Origin of the sequence: Halovivax limisalsi, from assembly GCF_023093535.1 — an archaeon.
Lineage (GTDB): Archaea > Halobacteriota > Halobacteria > Halobacteriales > Natrialbaceae > Halovivax > Halovivax limisalsi.
Genome location: NZ_CP095757.1, coordinates 3,813,306 through 3,833,975 on the forward strand (window position 1 = coordinate 3,813,306; position 20,670 = coordinate 3,833,975).

The window sequence follows — 20,670 nt, forward strand, 5'->3', positions numbered from 1 at the left end:
GCGACTGGTCCGTTCGTCCGGCCCGGTCACGGGTCGCGAGCGACCCGAAGCCGAGTCGTCAACAACCGGCGACGGTCGACCGGTAACCCGCGGCGCCGGCTCCGTCGATTATCCGTCGATCGCGGACTCGACGGCCGACTCGACGATGTCGAGGCCGACCTCGAGCTGGGTCTCGGTGACGACGAGCGGCGGCATCAGCCGGAGCACGGCGCCGTCGCGGCCGGCCGACCAGACGAGGACGCCGCTCTCGAAGGCCGCCTGCTGGATCTCGGAGACGCGGTCGGCGCCGGAGACGCCCTCGGTCGCGGGGTCGAACTCGGCACCCCACATGAGGCCCGCGCCGCGGACGTCGACGATCTCGTCCGTTCGATCCGCGATGGCCTCCAGCCGGGACTGGATCGTTCCCCCCAGGCGGCGGGCGCGTGGGAGCAGGTCCAGTTCCTCGATGTACTCGATGGCGCGGAGGCCGCCGACCATCGCGGGGACGTTCCCGCGGAAGGTGCCCCCGTGGGCGCCAGGCCCCCAGGTGTCGTAGTCCTCGCGGTAGACCGTCACCGAGAGGGGCAGACCGACGCCGCCGATGGACTTCGAGACCGGCATGATGTCCGGCGTCACGTCGTAGACGTCGCTGGCCCACCACTCGCCGGTGCGGCCCATCCCCGTCTGGATCTCGTCGAGGATCAGCGGGATGTCGTTTCGCTCGCAGAGTTCCTTCAGCCCCGGAAGGAAGCCTTCGGGCGGCGTGACGATGCCGCCGGTCGCCTGGATCGGCTCGATCCAGATCCCCGCCGGGTCAGAGATCCCGCTGTAGGGATCCTCGAGGAGTTCGCGGACGTTCTCCAGAGCGAGCGCGCATCGGGGGTCCTCGCAACAGGGGCCGTCGACGGGGCAGATCGCGGCGGCCTCGTCGGCGGTCCCCGGCGCCGGCGAGCGCGTCGGGTGCGGGAACGGGAGGTGCGTGACGTCCGCAAGCAGGGGCGCCACGTCGTTCTTGAACGCCCGGCCGGCGGTCAGCGAGAGCGCGCCGGCGCTCCCGCCGTGGTACGAGCCGCGGAATGCGATGAGCTCGTCGCCGCCGGTGACGTGCTTGGCGAGCTTGATCGAGGCCTCGATCGCGTCGCTGCCCGTCGGCCCGCCGAAGGCGGCCGTGGCGTTGCCCGCGAGGTCGCCAGGGGCGATCTCGTTCAGTTTCTCGATCAGGTCGAGGCGGGGTTCCGTCGGAAAGTCGAGCGTGTGCGCGATCGACCCCAGCTGATCCTCGACGCCCTCGAGCACGTACGGGTTCGAGTGGCCGACGTTGAGGACGCTCATCCCCGCGAAGAAGTCGAGGAACGTGTTGCCGTCGACGTCTCTGACCGTCGCTCCCGCCGCCTCCGCGGGCGCGAACGGCACGGACTTCGGGTAGGCGACGGTGCTCGCTTCGATCGATTCCTGGCGATCGAGGAGCGCCCTCGCGTTCGGTCCCGGCACCGAGCCGGAGACCGAGGGCTCCTCGGCGAAGTGCAGCTCGCTGATGGCTGGTAGCTCTCCCATAGGTTCGGATCCGACTGCACCGATAAACACTTTTGGAAGTCGTGAAATTACGACGGATACTGGACGAACATATTATTCGTAACATCATCTATCTACCCATCAGAATAGTAATAGAGACGGATGAATTGCACTAATCGAGTGCGAATATTTCGAACTACCGGACTCGATTGTCGAAACCTCAGGTTTTATTCTCCTCCGGCGGCAGGCCTCGCTATGGCAATCGAATTCGACGGGACGTCCGTCCCCGACGGATCGAGCGAGTGGGTGACCGTGCCGATCGCGACCGACGCGGACATGTCGGAGCTCGACCTTCGGGTTCGCGTCATCACCAACGGCGAGGGGCCGACGATCTGGCTCCAGGGCGGCCTCCACGGCTCCGAACACGTCGGCGCTCGCGCGCTTCGCGACGTCCTGCTGGACATCGACCCGGCGGACGTCAGCGGGACGATCGTCGGCGTCCCGGTCGCGAACCCGACGGCCTTCGCGAACAAGCAGCGCCTCACCGGCGTCGACGGCCGCGACGTCAACCGGAGCTTCCCCGGGAGCCAGAACGGCTACTTCTCGGAGATGCTCGCGGATCGGCTCTACTCGCTCGCGCTCGAGCACGCCGACTACTTCGCGGACTTCCACAACGGCGGCAACGAGTACGAGGTCGCGGGCTTTTGCATCTTCTCGGAGACCGGCGACGACCTCGAGGAGGAATCGGTGGCGATGTGTCGGGCCGCGGACCTCCCGTACGCGGTGGGCGTCTCGAGCGAATTCGGCGGGTCGATGGGCACGGAGCTCATCGACGAGGGTATCCCCTCGGCCGTCGTCGAGGCCGGCGGCCTCGGCCACATTTCTCCGGAGTACTACGAGATGAACGTTCACGCGATCGAAAATATCGCGAAGGAGGTCGGCGTCCTGAACGGCGAACCGACCACGGACGGAGAGTTCTCCGTCCACTCCGGATCGGACTGGCACCACGCCTCGGCGGGCGGCTTCTTCGAACCGAACGTCGACTGTAACGACGAGGTGTCAGAGGGCGACGAACTGGCCCGCATCACGAACGTCGAGGGCGAGGTCGTCGAGACGTTCGTGGCCCAGTACGACGGCATCCTCGTCTGCATGCGGTCGTATCCAATGGTTCGACCCGGCGACTGGGCGCTGCAGCTGACGCCCCAGGAGAGCGCGTAATCGTCCGATAGCGCGACTTCGTTCTCGCGACCGTGTTTCGATCGGCGTCGCCCGCCGTGGCGTTCGCCGGATGGTGGGACCGCACGGCTCGAGTCCGCCGCCGCTCGCATTCGGATGGACGAACGTAAAATTTTACAATAGAGAACCGAACGGGCCCTCGGCGAGCCGGTCCGGTATCGCCGCCCGATCAGCGCGCGGTCCACGCCGGCGCGTCGGCGGCGTGCTCCTCGTCGTGGAGGAGACAGCGCGCGACGTGGTCGGTTCCGGGTTCGACCCGGTAGAACGGCGGTTCCCGGTTCGAACACGCCCCGAAGGCGTGCTGGCAGCGCGTGCGGAACGAACAGCCGGTCGGCTTCTCGCGGGGATCGGGGATCTCGCCCTCGAGTTCGATCCGCTCGGGCTTGCGGGCCTCGTCGGCCTCGGAGATGGTGGGGATGGCCGAGAGGAGCGCGCGCGTGTAGGGGTGCTGGGGGTTCTCGAAGACGGCCTCGGTCTCGCCCATCTCGACGATCTTGCCGAGGTACATGACGCCGATCCGGTCGGCGACGTTCTTCACCAGCGAGAGGTCGTGACTGATGAACAGCGAGGTGATGTTGAACTCCGACTGGATCCGGTCGAAGAGGTCGACGATGCGGGCCTGCACCGAGACGTCGAGCGCGCTCGTCGGCTCGTCCATGACGACCAGCGCGGGATTGAGGATCACCGCACGGGCGATCGCGACGCGCTGTTTCTGCCCGCCCGAGAGCGCGTTCGGGTAGCGGTAGTAGTACTCCTCCGTGAGGCCGACGGTCTCGAGCAACTCCTTCGCGCGCTCGGTGCGCTCCTCGGCCGTCCCCACGTCGTGGACCTTCATCGGCTCCTCGATGGCCTCGCCGACGTGCTTTCGCGGATTGAGACTCGAGGTGGGGTCCTGGAAGACCATCTGCATGTTCTTGCGAAAGCTCCGCAATTCGGCCTTGTCCATGTCGGTGACGGACTCGCCGGCGACCTCGACGGTGCCGGCGGTCGGCTCCTCGATGCGGAGGACGGATTTGGCGACCGTCGTCTTGCCGGAGCCGGATTCGCCGACCAGGCCGAAGGTCTCGCCTTCCGGGATGGCGAAGCTGACGCCGTCGACGGCCCGGACCTGGTCGACCTCGCGTCGGAAGATGCCCTCGGTGACGGGGAAGTGCTTCTTCAGGCCCTCGACGCGGAGGACGGCGTCGTCGGCCCGGTTCGTCTCGGCCGCGACGTCGACCGGTCCGGTCTCCGCCGGTGCGTCGGCCCGTCCGATCGACCCGGCCCTCGTCCCCGCTTCGTCGGAGCTCATCGTTCACCCTCCACGACCGGCCGGGGGTCGTCGTCGAAGTCGCTCTGATCGACGTGTTCGTCGACCTGCTCCGCGAGGAGCGCTTCGTGTTCGTACGTCGCCTCGCCCTCGAACATGTGACAGGCGACGGAGTGATCCTCGCGGTGGGTCCGGCGATACGGGACGTACTCGCTACACTCCGGTTCCGCGTACGGACAGCGGGGCGCGAAGCGACAGCCGGTCGGCGGGTCGATGTAACTCGGCAGGCCTCCCGCCATCCCGGAGCCCATCTCCTCGGCGAGGCGCGGGATGCTGTCGAGCAGGCCGCGCGTGTAGGGATGATCGGGGCTGGCGAAGAGCTCCGCGGTGGCCGCCTCCTCGACGATCTCGCCGGCGTACATCACGTTGATCCGGTCGCAGATCTCCTTGGCGACGCCGAGGTCGTGCGTGATGTAGAGCACGCCCGTGTCGCGCGTTTCGGTCAGGTCCTCGAGCAGGTCGAGGATCTTCGACTCGGTCGTCACGTCGAGGGCGGTGCCCGGTTCGTCGGCGATCAGGAGGTCCGGTTCGAGCAGGAGCGCGATCGCGATGAGGACGCGCTGGCGCATCCCGCCGGAGAGTTCGACGGGGTAGCTGTCGAAGACGCGGTCGGGCGCGGAGATCTGGACCTCTTCGAGCATCTCGAGCGCGCGCTCGCGGAGGTCGGCGTCGTCGCGGAATTTGTCGCGCAGCCAGCCCGTGATCGAGACGCGCTCTCTGCCCTGCCACTTGAGGACGTCGACCATCTGCTCGCCGACCGTGAAGACGGGGTTGAGCGACGTCATCGGGTCCTGCATGATCATGCTCACCCGCTTTCCGCGCATCGCGTGGCGCTGTCCGTCGGGGAGTTCGAGGACGTTCTCGCCGTCGAGGGCGACCCGTCCTTCCGGAATCTCGGCGTTTTCGGGGAGCAATCCGAGGATGGTCTTCGCGGTGACGCTCTTGCCGCAGCCGGTCTCGCCGACGATCCCGACGGTCTCGCCGCGATCGAGGGCGAGGTCGAGGCCGTTTATCACCTCCGCGCGCCCCTCCTCGGTCCGGAACGATACGTTCAGGTTCTCGATCGAGAGCAGTGAATCAGACATCGTCTACCTCCACGTCGAACAGGTCGCGAAGCCCGTCGCCGACCATGTTGAAGCCGAGGACGGTGAACGAGATGGCGAGGCCGGGCATCGTCGCGATCCACCAGAAGTTGGTGACGTTGTCGCGGCCGTCGGCCACCATCGCGCCCCAGTCGGCCGTCGGCGGCTGGGCGCCGAGCCCGAGGAAGGCCAGCCCCGCGCCGACGAGGATCACGAAGCCGGCGTCGAGCGTGATCTTCACCGAGAGCGGGGCGATGATGTTCGGCAGGATCTCCTTGCGGATGACTCGGGGCCACTTCGTCCCGATGGACTCGCTGGCCTCGACGTACGTCTCCTCCTTGACCGAGAGCACCTCGCCCTGCGTGAGCCGGACGTACCACGGCCACCAGGCGAACGCGACGGCGATCATGGCGTTGCGCAGCGACGGCTCGACAGCGGCCGTGATCGCCAGCGCGAGGACGATCGGCGGGATCGCGAGGAAGACGTCGGTCGTCCGCATGATGAGGGCGTTGACCGTCCCGCCGAAGTAGCCCGCGATCAGACCGAGCGGGACGCCGATCCCGACGCCGATCGAGAGGACGACCGCCGCCATCATCAGCGAGATGCGCGCGCCGAAGAGCACCCGCGAGAAGATGTCTCGCCCGTTCGTGTCGGTGCCCATCGGGTGCTCCCAGCTGGGCGGCTGGGAGGCCTGGTCGAAGTGGATCGCACCGCTCGCGTCTTCCGGGTAGGGGGCGAGTTCCGGCGCGAAGACTGCCGCGATGAAGACGGTCAGCAGCATGAGCAGGCCGACGACGGTCAGCGTGTTGCTCGAGAGGCGGCGCCAGGCCCGCACCAGTCGCTCCTTGCGGGCGCGACGGCCGTAGTCGTCGGCCGACTCCCCGTCGGCGGTTTCGGTCGCGCCCATCTCAGTCACCTCCGTAGCGCACGCGGGGGTCCAGGTAACCGTACAGGATGTCGACGACCAGGTTCGCGGTGACGAAGGCGATGCCGACGACGATCACGACCCCCACGATGGCGTTGAAGTCCTGGAAGAGCAGCGCGTCGACGCCGTAGCGGGCGAAGCCCGGCCAGGAGAAGATGATCTCGATCAGGAAGGCGTTGCCCAGGATGAAGCCGAAGGACAGCCCCAGGATGGTCAGCGAACTCGTAAACGCGTTCTTGAGCATGTACTTGTAGTGGATCAGGTTCGCGGGCATCCCCCAGGCGTTCGCGGCGAGGATGTAGTCCTTGCGCTGCTGTTCGATGATCTCCGAGCGGATGAGCCGCGTCACCTGCGCGAGCGTCGCCAGGCCGAGCGCGAACCCGGGCAGGACGATGTGGTGTGCGACGTCGACGAACGTCGCCCACCGACCGGTGACGAGGCTGTCGATCAGGTAGAGGCCGGTGATGGTCGGCGGCGCCTCCAGGTTCGGGGAGATGCGCCCCGTCAGCGGGAAGAGGCCGAGCCAGGCGACGAAGACCACCTGCAACAGGATCGCGACCCAAAAGCGGGGCATGGAGATGCCCGTCAGCGTCGTGATGCGCGAGACGTGATCCTGCCAGCGGTCCTTGTTGATCCCCGAGATCATGCCGAAGGGGATGGCGAGTACCACCGCGAACGTCATCGCGACGATGACGAGTTCGAGCGTCGCGGGCAGGCGGACGATGATGTCCTGCGAGACCTGGTTTCCCGTTCGCAGCGCCGTGCCCCAGTCGCCCTGGAGCATGCCGCTCGCCCAGTCGAAGAACTGGACGTAGAGCGGTTCGTTGAGGCCCATCTCGCGTCGCATCTCCTGGACCTGCTCCTCGCTGGCGTGCTGGCCCAGCGCCACGCGAACCGGATCGCCGGGGAGGATCCGGGCGATGAAGAAGATGAACGTCGAGAGCGCCACGATTACCAGGACGTTCTGTCCGAGTCGTCGCGCCAGGTACGAGGTGAACGACATCGATAGTGTGGTGAGTTCCGTGTAGTGTTGTCGGGGGTTCGAGCGGGGGTGTGTCTATTCAGGCGCGTCCGTCACCGTCGCGGAACATCTCGTACCAGCGGTGCTCGTAGGAGAGAACGCCGCGGTACTTCCAGCCGCCGAGGTTCTCGTTGATGCCCGCCTTGTAGGCCGGGTTCGCGATGAAGATGCTCGGATAGTCCTCGTAGACGAGCGACTGGGCCTCGCGGTACTTCGAGAACCGCTCTTCCTCGTCGAAGGTCGTCCGGGCGTCTTCGAGGAGCGTCGTCACCTCGTCGTTCTCGTACCAGGCGGAAGCGTTGATCTCGCCCTGCACCGAGGGGTGGTACTGGCCGTAGGTGTGCCAGTCCGGCGAGGCGATGCGGGCGGTGTTGCCGACCTGCGTGAAGTGCGGCGTCGTGTCCTGGCTACTCGCCCGTTCGAGCATCTGCGCCCACGGCGTGTTGTTCGACTGGATGGAGATGCCGAGTTCGCCGAGTCCGTCTTCGAGGATGAGCGTGATCGGCTCGGCCCACGCGACCGCGTTCGTGTACATGTGCTCCATCTCGTAGGAGTTGATCTCCTCGACCGTGTACGAGGACTCCTCGAGGGCCGCCTGCGCGGCGTCGAGATCCTGTCCGTAGGGTTCGAGGTCGTCGTTGTGACCGGGCATGCCGACCGGGACCGGTCCGGCCGCCGGCTGCCCGTCGCGCAGGACGTTCTCGACGACGGCCTGGTAGTCGAAGCTGTGTGCGACGGCTTCGCGGACCTTGACGTCGTCGAACGGCGGCTTCTGTGTGTTCATCGTGATGTGCCAGAGGAACAGCTCCGGCTGGACGGCCACCCGGACGTTGTCGTAGCCCTCGAGTTCGTCGTAGGTGTCCGCCGAGAGGAACTTGCTCGTCAGGTCGGCGTCGCCCTGCTCCATCATGATGCGGGCGGTCGACTCCTCCGAGATGACCTCGTGGCGGGCACTGTCGAACTGATCGTCCTCCCAGCCGCCCCAGTAGTCCTCGAACGCGGTGAGCGACAGGCGGCTGCCCTCCGTGAGCCCGTCGAGTTCGTACGGCCCGGAGCCGGCGGTGTTGTCGTTCAGGTAGTCCTCGCCCGCGTCGCGAACCTCGTTCGAGTTGACGACGAACAGCTGCGTGAGCGCGGTGAGCACCGGCGCGTACGCGATCTGGAGGTCGAACGAGACCGTCGTCTCGTCGACCGCCTCGGCGGCGTTTTCGCCGAAGATACCCGCGAAGACGGAGGCGGGCGACTCGTTGATCGACATGAGCCGGTTCATCGAGAACGCGACGTCCTCGGCCGTCACCGGGTCCCCGTTGTGGTGGGTGGCGTCGTCGCGGATCGTGACCTCGTACTGCGTGCCGTCGTCGCTCGCCTCCCAGTCGGTCGCGAGATTCTCGATCGTCCGGAAGGTCTCCGCCTCGACGTAGAAGAGCGGATCGTAGATGTTGATGATCGCCGAGTAATCCGACGCGCCGCTCGCGCGGGCCGGATCGGTCGTCGTGAGCGAGTCCAGATCGATGTAGACCAGTTCGTTTCCGCTTCCGTCGCCACCGTCGCCGCCATCGTCGCCGTCGCCACTGGGTTCGTCCAGATTGAGACAGCCCGATAGCGTTGCAGTAGCTGCGCCCGTTCCCGCGACCGCGAGGAACTGGCGTCGATCGATGCCGGTTTCGTCTGCTGACATAACCACCACCTTGAACCAGGCCGGGAAAGCTTTTTCGCATCTGAGTTAATTTTCCCAGTTATACTAGACAGAATTTGCCTTCATTCATTATATATACCGTATATACTTTAGATATTAAAAATTGTATCCGAACGTCGAAGTCTTTCGTTCGGACCGGTGCCGGCCGAATACCGCGGGGATGACAGGGCCTCGATCCGCGGATGAACGTCGAACGGCCCGGAGGCGACGGTTCGTCGGGGCCGCCGAGGTCGCGGTATCTGGCGATCGGACGGCCGGACCACAGCCACTATCGCAGACGGGCTCGAACGACCGCGTCACATGGCCGATTCCGCGATCGATCCGCGACTTCGGATCGGCGGGGCGCCGGAAACCGACCCTTCGGTCGAGCTCGCGGGCCCGAACCCGCCCCTCGCCGAGCGCGACGGGGTGACGCTGTTCGTCCACGGCTGGTTCGGGCGCCGGTCGAGCGTCGCTGACGCGGCCGCGTTCGAACGCGCGTTCGCGAGCCGCGACGAACCGGCGCTCGTCGTCCCGGTCCAGTGGACGGCCGCCACGCCGAACTTCTGGCGCGCGCGTCGACGGGCGGACGCGGCCGGGGCGGCGCTGGCCGACTGGCTCCGCCGCTTTCGGAATCGCCGGCCCGACGTCGACCTCCGGCTGGTCGCCCACTCGCTGGGCGCGCGCCTCGGGCTGCGAGCACTGTCCGCCCTGGACGGGGCCGTCGTCTTCGACGCCGTCGCGTTGCTCGCACCGGGCGTCGACGCCGACGCGGTCTGTCCCGGTGGTCCGTACGAGGACGGGATCCGCTCGTCCGCCGGCTCGGTCTACGCCTACGTCTCGCGGCGCGATCAAGTCCTTCGCTGGGTTTACAGAGTGCTCGCGTTGCACCAGGCCCTCGGCACCGACGGCCCCCGGTGCGGAAAGACGGGTTCGCGAACGGCGCCGCTCACCACGGTCGACGTCACCGCCGTCGTCGGGAGCCACGGCGCGTACCTCGACCCCGACCGAAACGAGCGGTGGGGCGATCGGCTGACGACGGATTTACGCGGCTGAGCGCCAGTGGCTGTAACCTGGCGTCCAGCGTCGGTGTCGATCGCGGGACGGGTCACCGGTCGGTGCGGGCGAGCGCGAACGAACCCGACCTGCGAGGAGAGGCTACGGCGTCAGTCGGTCCGGGTGCACCACGCACGGGCCGCGGAAAAGATCGCCGATCGTTCTCGTCGATGGTTCGTCACCGCGACCCAGCGTTCGACCCGGACGCTGGAGACCCCGCGTCCGACTCGCGCGTTACCGATCGGGCCAGCTCGTGACACCGTTCGAGCACTTCGGTGCGTCGGTTTGGGTCCCTGATCCGGTGTCCCGCCGATTGAAACACCAGCGTCTCGACGTCGATGCCGGCCGCGCGAGCCGCGCGTTCGAACGCGTAGAGCTGTGCGACCGGGACCCGCTCGTCCTGCTCGCCGTGGACGAGCAGGACCGGCGCGCGGATCGAATCGACGTGGCTCACCGGACTCAGCTCCCTGAGGAGGTCACGGTCGGTCTCGAGCGAGCCGTACTCTCGCTGGCGTTGCGCTCGCCGCCACGCGCTCGTCTCTTCGAGGTAGGACACGAGGTCGGTGATGCCGGCGATCGAGATGCCGGCGCGAAAGCGTTCGGGTGCCACGGCCAGGGCCAGAAGCACCGCCAGCCCGCCGGCGGATTCGCCGAGCAAGACAAGTTCCTCACCCGCCACTCGCGGCTGGCGTTCGAGCCACTCGCCCCCCGCGACGAGGTCGTCGATCGCGTCCCATCGGTCGGCCCCGTCGTCGAGCGCGCGGTACGACGCGCCGTAGCCGCTCGACCCGCGCACGTTCGGTTCGAAGTATCCGAACCCGCGACGGAGGAAGTACTGTTTCCGCGGGTTGTATCGCGGCCGATGCTGTCCGTCCGGGCCACCGTGCACGTCGACGATCACCGCCACGGCGCCGTCTTCGGCCGCACGCGGCAGCGTGAGAACGGCCGGAATCGACCGGCCGTCCGTCGATTCGAACTCGACGCGCCTGCGCGAGAGACTGCCGTCGCGGACGCGCGTCTCCGTGACCGTCGCGCACTCGCCGGCCGCCGGCTCGTATCGCGCGATCCGACTCGGTACCGCGTCGCTCGACTGCCGCGCGACGACGGCGTCGGCGCCCGGCGAGACGGTCACAGACTCGATCACGCCGGGCTCGAAGACGTCGACGTGGGTCGGTTCGATCTCGGTCGCCGACGACAGGCTCCCGATCGAGAGCTTCGAGTAGCCCGACGCGTTTTCGACGAAGACGGCCGTTCGCGTCTCCGGATCGAGCCCGAACGCCTCGACGTTCCAGTCGGACTCGTAGACGGTTTCGATCGACCCGTCGTCGAGTCCGACCCGGCAGATCGCCGTTAGCTCCCGATCGAGGTCCGTCGTACAGTACACCGCCGACCCGTCGGGCCCCCAGCTGACGCCGCTGAATCGAGCCGCATCGTCGCCGGTAATCCGTCGACGGTCGCCCGTTTCGACGTCGAGGACGTGGAGGCGCTTTTCGGTGTTCGCTTCCGTTTCGACGAGCGCCAGCCGATCGCCTCCCGGAGACCAGCCGGCGACGTTGAACCAGCCCCGGCCCTCGCAGACGCGAGTCGCCGCCTGCTCGCCCCGATCGCGTTCCTGCACGTAGACGTCGAAGTGGTCCGACCGGCGGTGATTGGCGGTATAGGCGAACCGATCGCCGTCGGGACCGAACCCGCCCCACCACCTGTTCACACGCGAACCGTCCGACAAGTGGGTAGCGTCGCCCGTTCTCGTCACCCGGACGAAATCGACGCACTCGGTTCCCGGCTGCTGGATTCCGCAGATGACTTCGGGACGAGTCGGCGAACCGACGATCCACGATGGTGCCGACGGCGGCTCGATCGTCTCCGTCATCCCCCCATCGCGTATCACCACGCGACGATCGGTCGTCGGGCCCTCGAGGTACGCGAGGGCGCCGTCGGCGCCGAGGAAGGTCGGCGAGACCGCCACCTCTCGAGCGAGCAGACGCTCGGGCTCACTCATCCGCTCGCGCCACCCCCGACGGAGACGTCGCGCCAGGTTCGCCCGCCCGCCACAGCGGCGTCGCCAGCGATGCGAGGCCGGCGACCGTGACCAGTCCACCGATGCCCGCGAGGACGACGATCGGACCCGCCGTCTCGAGCAGGACGCCGGCGACGACGATGCTGGTCGGTGGGGCGACGAGCATCGCCAGGTTCAACAGGGAGAGGACCTTTCCGAGGTGTTCGTTCGGAATCGATCGCTGCACGTACGTCCGGATCGGAATCTTGACGTAAATCGTGAAGACGCCGGAGAGCAGAAACAACCCGGCGGCGACGAGCAGCGACGGCCCGACCAGCGGCGGGAGCAACGCCATGGCAACCAGGGCGATCCCGGAGAAGATCGTTCCCAGCGTGATCTGACGTCCCCGACTCAGCGACAGGTCCGTCGTACTGAGGAGGACGCCACCGAGCAGCATCCCGACGAAGAAGGCGGCGTACAGGGCACCGAACACCGCGCTGCTCGGCGCGGCGATCGACTCGATGTAGAACGGGATGACGATCCCGATCGGACCGATCGCGAACGAACTGACGACCGAGAGCGCGATGATCGGCGGCAGATAGACGTTCGTTTTGAGGAGCTCGAGCGCCCGCCTGAACTCCGCGAGCGAGGCCACTGACCGGGTAGTGCGACCCTCCGGAGCGGCGGTTTCGTCGGCCAGCTCGCCGGCGCGGCGACTCGCGTTCGGGATGGCAAACAGCACGCACGCGGCGAGGAAGAACGTCGCAGCGTCGATCGAAAACGCTACCATCGGCCCGAGGACGCCCACGACCACCCCGGCGACCGCGTAGAGTACCTGGCTCCCGTTCCGTGAGACGTACGCGATCGAGTTCGCCGTATCCAGTTCCGCCCGCGGAACGAGTTCGGGGATGAGCGCGTTCTTCGCGGGCCCGAAGAACGCCTCGGCCACCCCGGAAACGACGGCGACGCCGACGAGCAGCGTGAGCAATCCGTTGGCGGCACCGAGCAGCGGAATCACCCCGACCGCCCCACCGCGGACGAGGTGGCTCACGACCAGGATCCAGCGGCGATCGACCTGGTCGACGATCGCGCCCGCAGGAACGGTCGCGGCCGCGGCGGAACACACGCTCGCGAAGGTGACGACCGACACCGCGAGCGGATCGCCCGTCTGCTCGTAGACGAGCCAGATGAGCGCGATCTCGTACAGTCGATCGCCGAGGCTGGAGACGACCTGTGCGAGCCACAGCGCCAGGAACCCGCGGCGCCTGAGGGGACCCGGTATCCTCAACATGGTCTCGCTCTCCGTCGGCGGCGATCGTTCGACCGCCGCGGGATGGTTCGAACGTGTCGACCGTCGGTCGGCCGTTCCGCCGCGCCGGACCGACGCCATCGTGGGAGATACCCGCACGGGAATCGATCGCCCGGCGCTCGAATCGGATCGGCGCGCGCTGGATTCGGGCCGATCGTGCGATTCGACTCGGGCGTCTCCCGGTGGGCTCGCCCTGCGGGCGACCGGAGCGTCCGGACGGCGTCGATCATGGGTACGGGTGCGGCTTCGTCGTCACGTCCCCGTCGCGGACGCGCGGATGGTTCGCGTGGGGGAGCGAGGGCAACGAGAGCGGAATCAGTTCGGGAATGTAGACGGAGACGACGTGCGCACCGGCGCGGCGGACGTCGGGCGTCGTCAGGTCGATCGCGATCGGCGTTACCTCGCGGGCCCGGCAGCGCTCCAGCACCCACCGAAGTTCCGCGGCCGGCTCCTCGGACGCTTCGGTGGTGTCCGGCTCGACCGTCGGTCCGTCGAACAGGAAGCCGAGATCGTCGAAGTGGTCGGGCAACGCGTACCGTAGGACGTTCTCCGAGAGATTGTCGATGGGACGATCCGCGAGCGCCGCGGCCTCGCCGTCGAACTCGCGAGCCAGGTGGCGAGCGTACGGTCGACACTGGATGGCTTCGGACAGCGCGTCTACCAGTGCGGCCCGATACGTCCTCGCGGCGCCGCCACCGATGACGAACTTCGGGACGCGGTCGCGCCGGTCGACGACGGCACAGCAGACGACGGGAATCGACAGCGGACTCGACGGTGCGAAGAAACGAATCTCGAGCGGCGACGACTCGATCCGGTTGGACACGTCGCCGTCGAGTACCTGGTCGCCGTCGACGGACAGCTGCGGCGGCGGCTGCTGTCGATACCAGGTTCGCATGACCGCGTCGCGTTCGATGTACTCGTACAGGCCACCGAGCAGGGCGGTCGTCCGGGACGGTCCGCCCGCGGTTCCGTTCGTCGTGGCGATGTAAGGCGAGGGATAGCGAGATGGCACGGTGTAACAGAGCAATTGCGCCGGTGCGAGGACGTCCGCACCGGTCAGGAGATTCCTCGCCCGACACCACGCCATCGCCTCCTCGGGCCCGATCGGACCGAGCGACTCGTGGCGATCGAGTTGCTCGTCGGTGAAGAGGTCGGCGCACTCGAACGGGACGACCCGGGTCGAACCCGCTCGCAGCTCCCGGTGGGTCGCGACCTGTAGCCGGTCGGTCGGTTCGAAGAGGAGGCAGTATCGTTCGACGGCCTCGCCGAGACAGCTTCGAAGACTGTCCGCTACCGTTCGACCCTTCCCGCAGATACCCAGTTCGACCGATCCGTCACGGTCGCTCAACCGGTCGTACGACGCGAGGGTGGCGTCCGTCTTGACCGCCTGGAAGCCGCCCCTGGTGGGCTGCAGCGGGTGAAGGGACCGGACGAGACCCGTCCGGCTGCCCAGGAACGGACGGAGATCGGCCGGGATACGATCGATTCGGCTCATTGTTCCGGTTCCCAGACGTCCTCGAGTTCGACGAAGCGCTGGTGGCCCAGTTCCACCCGGCTGCAACACGGACAGCGCGGGAGCTTCAACACGTCGTTGGACTCGATCGACCACTCGAAGAAGTCGAACGTGAGTTGACTGCCGACCGTCAGCCCGGCCCCCGACAGGAGGTAATTGAGACACGCGAGCGTCGCGTAGCTCGCGATGATACGCTCGAACGCTTCGAGCGGCCCGGTCTCGGGGTCGGCGCCGCCGGACAGGTACGCGTCGAAGCGATCCGGATCGCTCGCGTTCGCGCGGAGGCGCGTTCGATAGCAATCGTAACAGGCCGTCTGGTTCGGAACGATCGTCGGCCCAACCGTGCCCGCGGTCCGGTCGATCGTCGCGACCAGCAGGGGCGTCTCCGCCTCGACCGCGAACTCGTTTACCTCCCGCAACCGAGCGTCGCCGGGCAGCCGTTCCAGCGCCACGACGAACCCCGCTCGCTCGACTTCGTCTGCCAGCGGGTCGGTCGCGGGAGCGAGACCGTCATCGCGGTCCAGCGCGTTCGCCGCCGCCCCCGAGGCGCGCACGTTCGACACGCCGTAGTCTCGAAGATCGTTCAGCACGTACGCACCCGGCCGTTCGGGGCCGATGACCAGGACCGTCGCCTCGATACCGTCGCGCGCACGTTCTTCGAGCATCGTCGGTTTCAGCGCAGCGTAGCCGACGACCGACGGACGCTCGACCGACGCCCCGTCGAGCACGAGATTCCGGTCGTATAACGCCTCGATCGCGGACCTGAGTGCATCCACGTCGTCGTACTCGAGCTCGCGAGCGATGTTCTCGACGCGCCTCGTGCCGTCGAGCAGCACCGGAAGTTTCGCCAGCACCCGCTCGTCGTCCTCGTCGCGTAGCGTGTACGACGGACCGTTCATCGGATTCGCGACCAGATGGAGGGTTCGTCCGTCCCGGCACAGCGGCGTCACCGTCGGGTTCAAAAGCGGTCGTTCCGGACAGTCGCGATCCGGCCCCTCGGAATCCGGCGCCTCAGGCATCTCGCTCACCGTCCGTGCGGGGCCCGAAGACCAGACTGTAGAGCGCCGCCTCCGTCACGCCGTCGAGGCCAAGCAGTTCGTTGAGGCGCCGATCGTGGAAACTCCCGAGCGGGACGGAGCCGAGACCGAGTGCGGTTCCGACCAGCTGGAGATTCTGGGCGACGTGACCGGACTCCTGGAGGACGAACCGGTATCCTCGGGGTCCGTACTTGGCTTTCGATCGCCAGAATGCGCCCGTCAGGACGATCATCGCCCCCGCTTCGGTGACGTCGACCACCGACTTCGGCGACATCACCGTCTTCGAGAGGGTTCGATCGAACGATTCCCCGGCCGGGTCGAGCAGGCGGAGGCCGTGCTCGCGGTGATCGTAGTGGTACACGCCGGGGTCGACGTCCGCGCAGTTTCGGATGGCGAGGTAGACCTCCACCGGGTAGAGTGCGCCGCCAGACGGATAGGTTCGAAACCGCTGTCGGACGTCCTCCAGCCCGTCGAACGCGAGCTTCTCCGTGCGCGACGTTCCGCACGCGTGGGCGAGAAGCGTCGAGAGCGTTTCGGCCCGCAGCGGCGCGTCGGCGAACGCCCGGTGACTCGCTCGCTCGCGCAAGGCTCGAGACAGCGATCGATCGAGGGAGTCGGCCGGGTCCGGGAGCGAACGGAGTGGCCCGTGGCGATACGTCGGATTGATCTGTGACTGCAGCCACCGGAATTCGTCGGCGCTCAGGCGCGCACTGGACGCCGTGAGCTTGCGCTCGAGTTCGTCGGTGTACTTCGTGTTCTCGTGAAACAGCTCGGCGACGTCGCCCGCCGGCCCGGGCTCGCCGGATCGGAACTGATCGATGTATGGTACGTCCTCGAGCGGACGACTCGTCGGGGCGACGCGCTTTGCCGACAGCGACCTCGCGGCCGAATGAACGTCCATGCTATCAGTATACAATATAACTATTATAAATATCTTCAGTATGGTAGAAATGTTATATATTAAATGAGTGATGATATCCCAAATTTTTATATGTAGCGTTGTGGAACCGTGCTGTCGAGGGCGCCCCGAACGGACGGGAGACGTTCTCGATCGGAGGTGAAAACGATGGAAATCACTATCGAAGCTGACGAACAGTTCGAAGACGGCGGCGGTGGCGGCGGCGGCGGAAGCAGTTCCTCCAGCTCCTCGGGCGAAATCGACTAACGACCCGATCGGATACTGATCCGACAGTTCAATAGTTCCCCCATTTTTCCGTCACGGCGCGTTCGATTACCGCTCCCACTCCTCGCGCAAGAGTCCGTACCAGTGCTTGTCGTAGTACTCGCCACGGTACCACATTTCCTCGCGGAGCGTCCCCTCCCGCGCGAACCCGAGCGACTCGAGGACGGCCTTCGAAGCCGCGTTGAAATCCCCGACGCGGGCGGTCACCCGGCGGAGGTTCCGTTCGACGAACCCGTACTCGACCATCGTTTCGATCGCGTCGGTCCCGAATCCCTGTCCCTGGTGCTCCGGAGCCAGGTACGTCGACAACTCCATGCAGCGCGCCGTCGTCGTCGCGTCCGGGCCGTACTCGTAGGCGGTCAGCGACGTCATTCCGATGGGCGTCGATTCCTCGCAGACGAGGAGGTAGATGTTATCCGTACTGGAGAGGTGATTCTCGTAGTACCAGTCCGCTTGCCGGTCGTTCATCGGGACGGCACTCAGCGCCGACCGACGGACGGCGGGCTCGTTCCACAGTCGCTGGACGAAGGCGATATCGTCTCGATGCGGCGGTCGAAGGGTGATCGACGTTCCCTCCAGAAATGGTGGCCCTGGCATACGATAGCATCCCGACGAACCGACATAATATTTCCGATTGCTATGCGGTGTCAAAATCGTCGATCGGCATCTCCAGCGTCACGTCACTACGCGTCGACGTGACCGTGGCGTCCCGGTCGTTCGACGGATCGGGGCCGCGTACTCCGCACGTCGGCCGCGCCTGCCACAGCAGCCGGCTGCGCCGACGCCGTCGCTGGTCGTCGAAAGAGCGGGTGAGAGGAGTAAGCCCCCTTCTGTTCGCCCCGGCATTTGGCTGAGCGTCCACGCCGCCCGCCTACGGCGGCAGTGCCGGACTACCAGCGGCGTGAACTTGCACCGGTGAGGATTCGCCGTTCCATCGATCCTCGGCCGTCTCCCGTCCGGATCGCGTCGAACACGAGCCGTCGCGATGAACGACGTGGGACGGGCACGTGAGGGGGCTCGCGCCGCCTCACATTCCGGCGATTCTCGGCCTGCGGCCTCCGAATCGCCCGCTCGGCGGTTTACACCGCCTCGCGTACGTGGCCGCGGTGCGGCCACGCATTCCCTCTGCGGGTTAACTCCCCTTCCTCGCGGTCGGGTTCGCGCGCGTCATCGGTCGGGCCGAGACGTGTCGTTTCTGTTCCAGCGCCGACGGTCTCCCGTCCCGGACTTGCGTCCGGTCACCCGTCCGGCGGGTGGGGGGACTTTCCTCGCGGGCGTTGGGCATCTCGGAGAGATGGCCAACGTTGCTCTCGGGCGTCGAGCATCTCGATGAGATGACCAACGTTGCTCCGAGGGGTGGGCGCCGCGAAGAGGCCGCGACAACTCCCTCGTCGAGTCTCCGAGCGTCCCGTTGCCGGGACACACGACGCGGCGGCCGGGCTCTCTCACCCACGATTCACTAGATGGCCGGGCCATTTCAACCTCGCGATCGGCAATATGTGCCCCAGGATCGAATGGAAGCGCTTTTGGGTGGTAATCCCGATTTACCCTTGTATGTCCCAGGGACAGGGCGTCGAGCTTTCCTACGAGGACGGCGCACGGGCCGTCGAGCTCGCACGCGAAGCTGTCGAAGCGTTCGTTCGACACGGGCAGCGAGAACATCCGGGTAGCATGCGCGAGGCGTTCTACGAGCGCACCGGCGCGTTCGTCCGCCTCGAGTCGACCCGCGGCCGCGGCAGCCTCAGGGGCTGTGCCGGCGGCTATCGGACGGACGACCAGCTCGGCCACGTCATCGTCGACTCGGCGATCGAGGCCGCGAGCGAGGACTCCTGCGGCTCGGAGGTGACCCCGACCGAACTCGACAACCTGACCGTCTCGGTCTGTGCCGTCCGGAGCATCCTGCTGACCGACGACCCACTGTCGGACCTCGATCTCGGTCGCCACGGCGTCGCGATCGAGGGTCGCGGCCAGGGCGGCTGGCTCTACCCGACGGTCCCCGTCGAACACGGCTGGAGCGAGCGCGAGTACCTCGATCGCACCTGCCGCAAGGCGGGCCTGCCCCCGACCGCCTGGCAGGACGAGGACGTCGGCGTCACGCTCTTCGAGGGCCACGTCTTCCGCGAGCGGGCCTCCGACGGGAGTATCGAGGAACTCTAGGGACGCTTTGGCGTCCAGTGACCGCCGGGTGAATTGGTATCTCTCCACTACATCGTTCTAGCTGCTCCGATTCGCGCGTCGCAACGACTCAGCGCCCGGAGAGCCAGCCCGACGAGCAATGTTTGGGTTCGGTTCGGCTGCTGACGGCGTTTTTCCTCCTCCGTGGCAGGAGAACATCCGTGTGAACGACTGCGGACGGCGGCGTAATCCCTAAGTCATTACCGCGATAATGATTAGTTGGAGTATGACCTTCTACGATCGGGAGCGTGAACTCGACGCTCTCGAAACGGCGTACGAATCCCCCGGGCACGAGTTCTACGTCGTGTACGGCCGCCGCCGCGTCGGCAAGACCGAACTCCTCCAGGAATTCTGCGCTGATCGGCCCCACGTATATTTCTTGGCGGCCCAGGAGGCAGAAACGCGTCAGCGTGAGAAGTTCGTCGAACAGGTCGCTGAGCACTTCGACGATCGCGTGCCCCGAATTGAGAGGTGGGACGGGGCATTCGAGTATCTCGGCGACAAACTCACCAGCGGACTGGTCGTCGTCATCGACGAATTTCCGTACCTCGTCGCGGAGAATGACTCGCTTCCATCGTATCTCCAGTCGTTCGTCGACGAACGACTCCGGGGCACCGATTCAATGTTCGTCCTCTGCGGATCCAGCGTGAGTACGATGGAGTCCGAGGTACTCGGCCACGAAAGTCCGCTTTACGGCCGTCGAACGGGACAGATCGACCTCCAGCCGTTTTCCTTCAAGCAGGCCCGCGAGGTCATCACGTACGATATCGCGGACGCGATCAGGTCGTACGCCGTCACCGGTGGGACACCGATGTACCTTACCCGCTTCGACTACGACGAGTCCCTCCGCGAGAACGTCCGAGAACAGATTCTCTCCCCGACAGCCGTTCTCTACAACGAACCCGAGTTCCTGTTACGAACCGAGTTGCGCAACCCCGCCAGATACATGAGTATCCTCGAAGCGGTCGCGACGGGACACACGACGCCGAACGAAATCGCCGGCGCGACGGGAATCGATTCGGGACCGCTGTCGAAATATCTCAAGACGCTACGCCGGTTACGATTGCTCGAACGTGACGTCCCCGTGACGGCCTCACCGAAGCAGTCGAAGCGGTCGCGCTACCGCGTCGCCGACGAGTTTCTCCGCTTCTGGTTCCGGTTCGTCGAATCGAATCGGTCCAGCATCCAAGAAGCGCCTGCCGTCGTCTACGACGGAACGATCAAACCGACCCTCCCCGACCACGTCGCCACGACGTTCGAAGCAGTCTGCCAGGAAACCGTGTGGGAGGGCATTCGGCGCGGAGAACTCGCACCCTATTCCGAAGTCGGCCGGTGGTGGTACGGCGAAGACGAGATCGATATCGTCGGACTCGCGCCGAACGACGACCGCATTCTGCTCGCGGAGTGCAAGTGGACGTCCGAACCCGTCGGTCGATCGCTCGTTTCGCAGCTTCGCGACAACGCCGAGCGGGTCCGATGGGGACCGGACACGCGAGACGAGGCGTTTGCCGTGTTCTCGAAAAGCGGGTTCGTCGACGGACTCACCGACGAACTCGATGACCGATGGACGCTGTTCGATCTCTCGGACGTCGACGCAATGCTGTCACCGAACTCATAGGCGACCTGGATCGATTGGGTTACTTTTCGGACCGTTGTGGCCGA

At 66.4% G+C, this 20,670-nt stretch carries 16 protein-coding genes and 1 other RNA gene; 4 read left to right on the forward strand and 13 right to left on the reverse strand.

Going from position 1 to position 20,670, the window contains the following annotated elements; genetic code table 11:
- Positions 1 to 108: 108 nt before the first annotated feature.
- Positions 109 to 1,533, reverse strand: a complete 1,425-nt coding sequence (locus MXA07_RS17780; RefSeq protein ID WP_247729929.1) for an aspartate aminotransferase family protein — start codon at positions 1,531 to 1,533, stop codon at positions 109 to 111.
- Between the two features lie 213 nt (positions 1,534 to 1,746).
- Between MXA07_RS17780 and MXA07_RS17785 the strand changes: the two genes are divergently transcribed.
- Entirely contained in the window at positions 1,747 to 2,709 is a 963-nt protein-coding gene (locus MXA07_RS17785; RefSeq protein WP_247729930.1) for a succinylglutamate desuccinylase/aspartoacylase family protein, read from the forward strand.
- 187 nt (positions 2,710 to 2,896) lie between these two features.
- On the opposite strand, the gene MXA07_RS17790 is transcribed toward MXA07_RS17785, so the two are convergent.
- From MXA07_RS17790 to MXA07_RS17810, 5 genes are read right to left on the reverse strand one after another with little or no spacing between them, the layout of a single operon-like run.
- Positions 2,897 to 4,018, reverse strand: a complete 1,122-nt coding sequence (locus MXA07_RS17790; RefSeq protein WP_247729931.1) for an ABC transporter ATP-binding protein — start codon at positions 4,016 to 4,018, stop codon at positions 2,897 to 2,899.
- Positions 4,015 to 5,121, reverse strand: coding sequence for an ABC transporter ATP-binding protein (locus MXA07_RS17795; RefSeq protein ID WP_247729932.1), 1,107 nt, complete (start codon positions 5,119 to 5,121; stop codon positions 4,015 to 4,017). The genes MXA07_RS17790 and MXA07_RS17795 overlap by 4 nt, the downstream gene beginning before the upstream one ends.
- Positions 5,114 to 6,025, reverse strand: a complete 912-nt coding sequence (locus tag MXA07_RS17800) for an ABC transporter permease (RefSeq protein ID WP_247731780.1) — start codon at positions 6,023 to 6,025, stop codon at positions 5,114 to 5,116. The genes MXA07_RS17795 and MXA07_RS17800 overlap by 8 nt, the downstream gene beginning before the upstream one ends.
- A 1-nt stretch (position 6,026) precedes the next feature.
- Entirely contained in the window at positions 6,027 to 7,046 is a 1,020-nt protein-coding gene (locus tag MXA07_RS17805; protein WP_247729933.1) for an ABC transporter permease, read from the reverse strand.
- Between the two features lie 58 nt (positions 7,047 to 7,104).
- Positions 7,105 to 8,742: an ABC transporter substrate-binding protein gene (locus MXA07_RS17810; protein WP_247729934.1), complete on the reverse strand. Its 1,638-nt coding sequence runs from the start codon at positions 8,740 to 8,742 to the stop codon at positions 7,105 to 7,107.
- Between the two features lie 318 nt (positions 8,743 to 9,060).
- Here MXA07_RS17810 and MXA07_RS17815 point away from each other — a divergent pair, with 318 nt between their 5' ends.
- On the forward strand, positions 9,061 to 9,795 hold the full coding sequence (locus tag MXA07_RS17815) for an alpha/beta hydrolase (RefSeq protein ID WP_247729935.1): 735 nt from the start codon (positions 9,061 to 9,063) through the stop codon (positions 9,793 to 9,795).
- Between the two features lie 178 nt (positions 9,796 to 9,973).
- Here the strand turns inward: MXA07_RS17815 and MXA07_RS17820 are convergent, their stop codons facing one another.
- The 7 genes from MXA07_RS17820 to rnpB form a co-directional block, all read right to left on the reverse strand.
- Complete coding sequence (locus tag MXA07_RS17820) at positions 9,974 to 11,794, reverse strand: S9 family peptidase (protein ID WP_247729936.1); 1,821 nt, start codon at positions 11,792 to 11,794, stop codon at positions 9,974 to 9,976.
- The gene (locus MXA07_RS17825; RefSeq protein WP_247729937.1) at positions 11,787 to 13,082 is read right to left on the reverse strand and encodes an MFS transporter; all 1,296 of its coding nucleotides are present in this window, start codon (positions 13,080 to 13,082) and stop codon (positions 11,787 to 11,789) included. The genes MXA07_RS17820 and MXA07_RS17825 overlap by 8 nt, the downstream gene beginning before the upstream one ends.
- 244 nt (positions 13,083 to 13,326) lie before the next feature.
- On the reverse strand, positions 13,327 to 14,595 hold the full coding sequence (locus tag MXA07_RS17830) for a YcaO-like family protein (protein WP_247729938.1): 1,269 nt from the start codon (positions 14,593 to 14,595) through the stop codon (positions 13,327 to 13,329).
- Positions 14,592 to 15,632 carry a TOMM precursor leader peptide-binding protein gene (locus MXA07_RS17835; protein ID WP_247729939.1) on the reverse strand — a complete coding sequence of 347 codons (1,041 nt, stop codon included), beginning with the start codon at positions 15,630 to 15,632 and terminating at the stop codon, positions 14,592 to 14,594. The genes MXA07_RS17830 and MXA07_RS17835 overlap by 4 nt, the downstream gene beginning before the upstream one ends.
- Positions 15,625 to 16,551: a SagB/ThcOx family dehydrogenase gene (locus MXA07_RS17840; protein WP_247729940.1), complete on the reverse strand. Its 927-nt coding sequence runs from the start codon at positions 16,549 to 16,551 to the stop codon at positions 15,625 to 15,627. Before MXA07_RS17840 ends, MXA07_RS17835 begins: the two co-directional genes overlap by 8 nt.
- A gap of 330 nt (positions 16,552 to 16,881) precedes the next feature.
- Complete coding sequence (locus tag MXA07_RS17845; protein WP_247729941.1) at positions 16,882 to 17,430, reverse strand: GNAT family N-acetyltransferase; 549 nt, start codon at positions 17,428 to 17,430, stop codon at positions 16,882 to 16,884.
- A gap of 216 nt (positions 17,431 to 17,646) precedes the next feature.
- Positions 17,647 to 18,121, reverse strand: an RNA gene (gene rnpB, locus MXA07_RS17850) — RNase P RNA component.
- Between the two features lie 266 nt (positions 18,122 to 18,387).
- Between rnpB and MXA07_RS17855 the strand changes: the two genes are divergently transcribed.
- Positions 18,388 to 18,990, forward strand: coding sequence for a TIGR00296 family protein (locus MXA07_RS17855; RefSeq protein ID WP_247729942.1), 603 nt, complete (start codon positions 18,388 to 18,390; stop codon positions 18,988 to 18,990).
- Between the two features lie 244 nt (positions 18,991 to 19,234).
- Positions 19,235 to 20,626 (forward strand): ATP-binding protein, encoded by a 1,392-nt coding sequence (locus MXA07_RS17860; RefSeq protein ID WP_247729943.1) that lies wholly within the window; start codon positions 19,235 to 19,237, stop codon positions 20,624 to 20,626.
- Positions 20,627 to 20,670 lie beyond the last annotated feature (44 nt).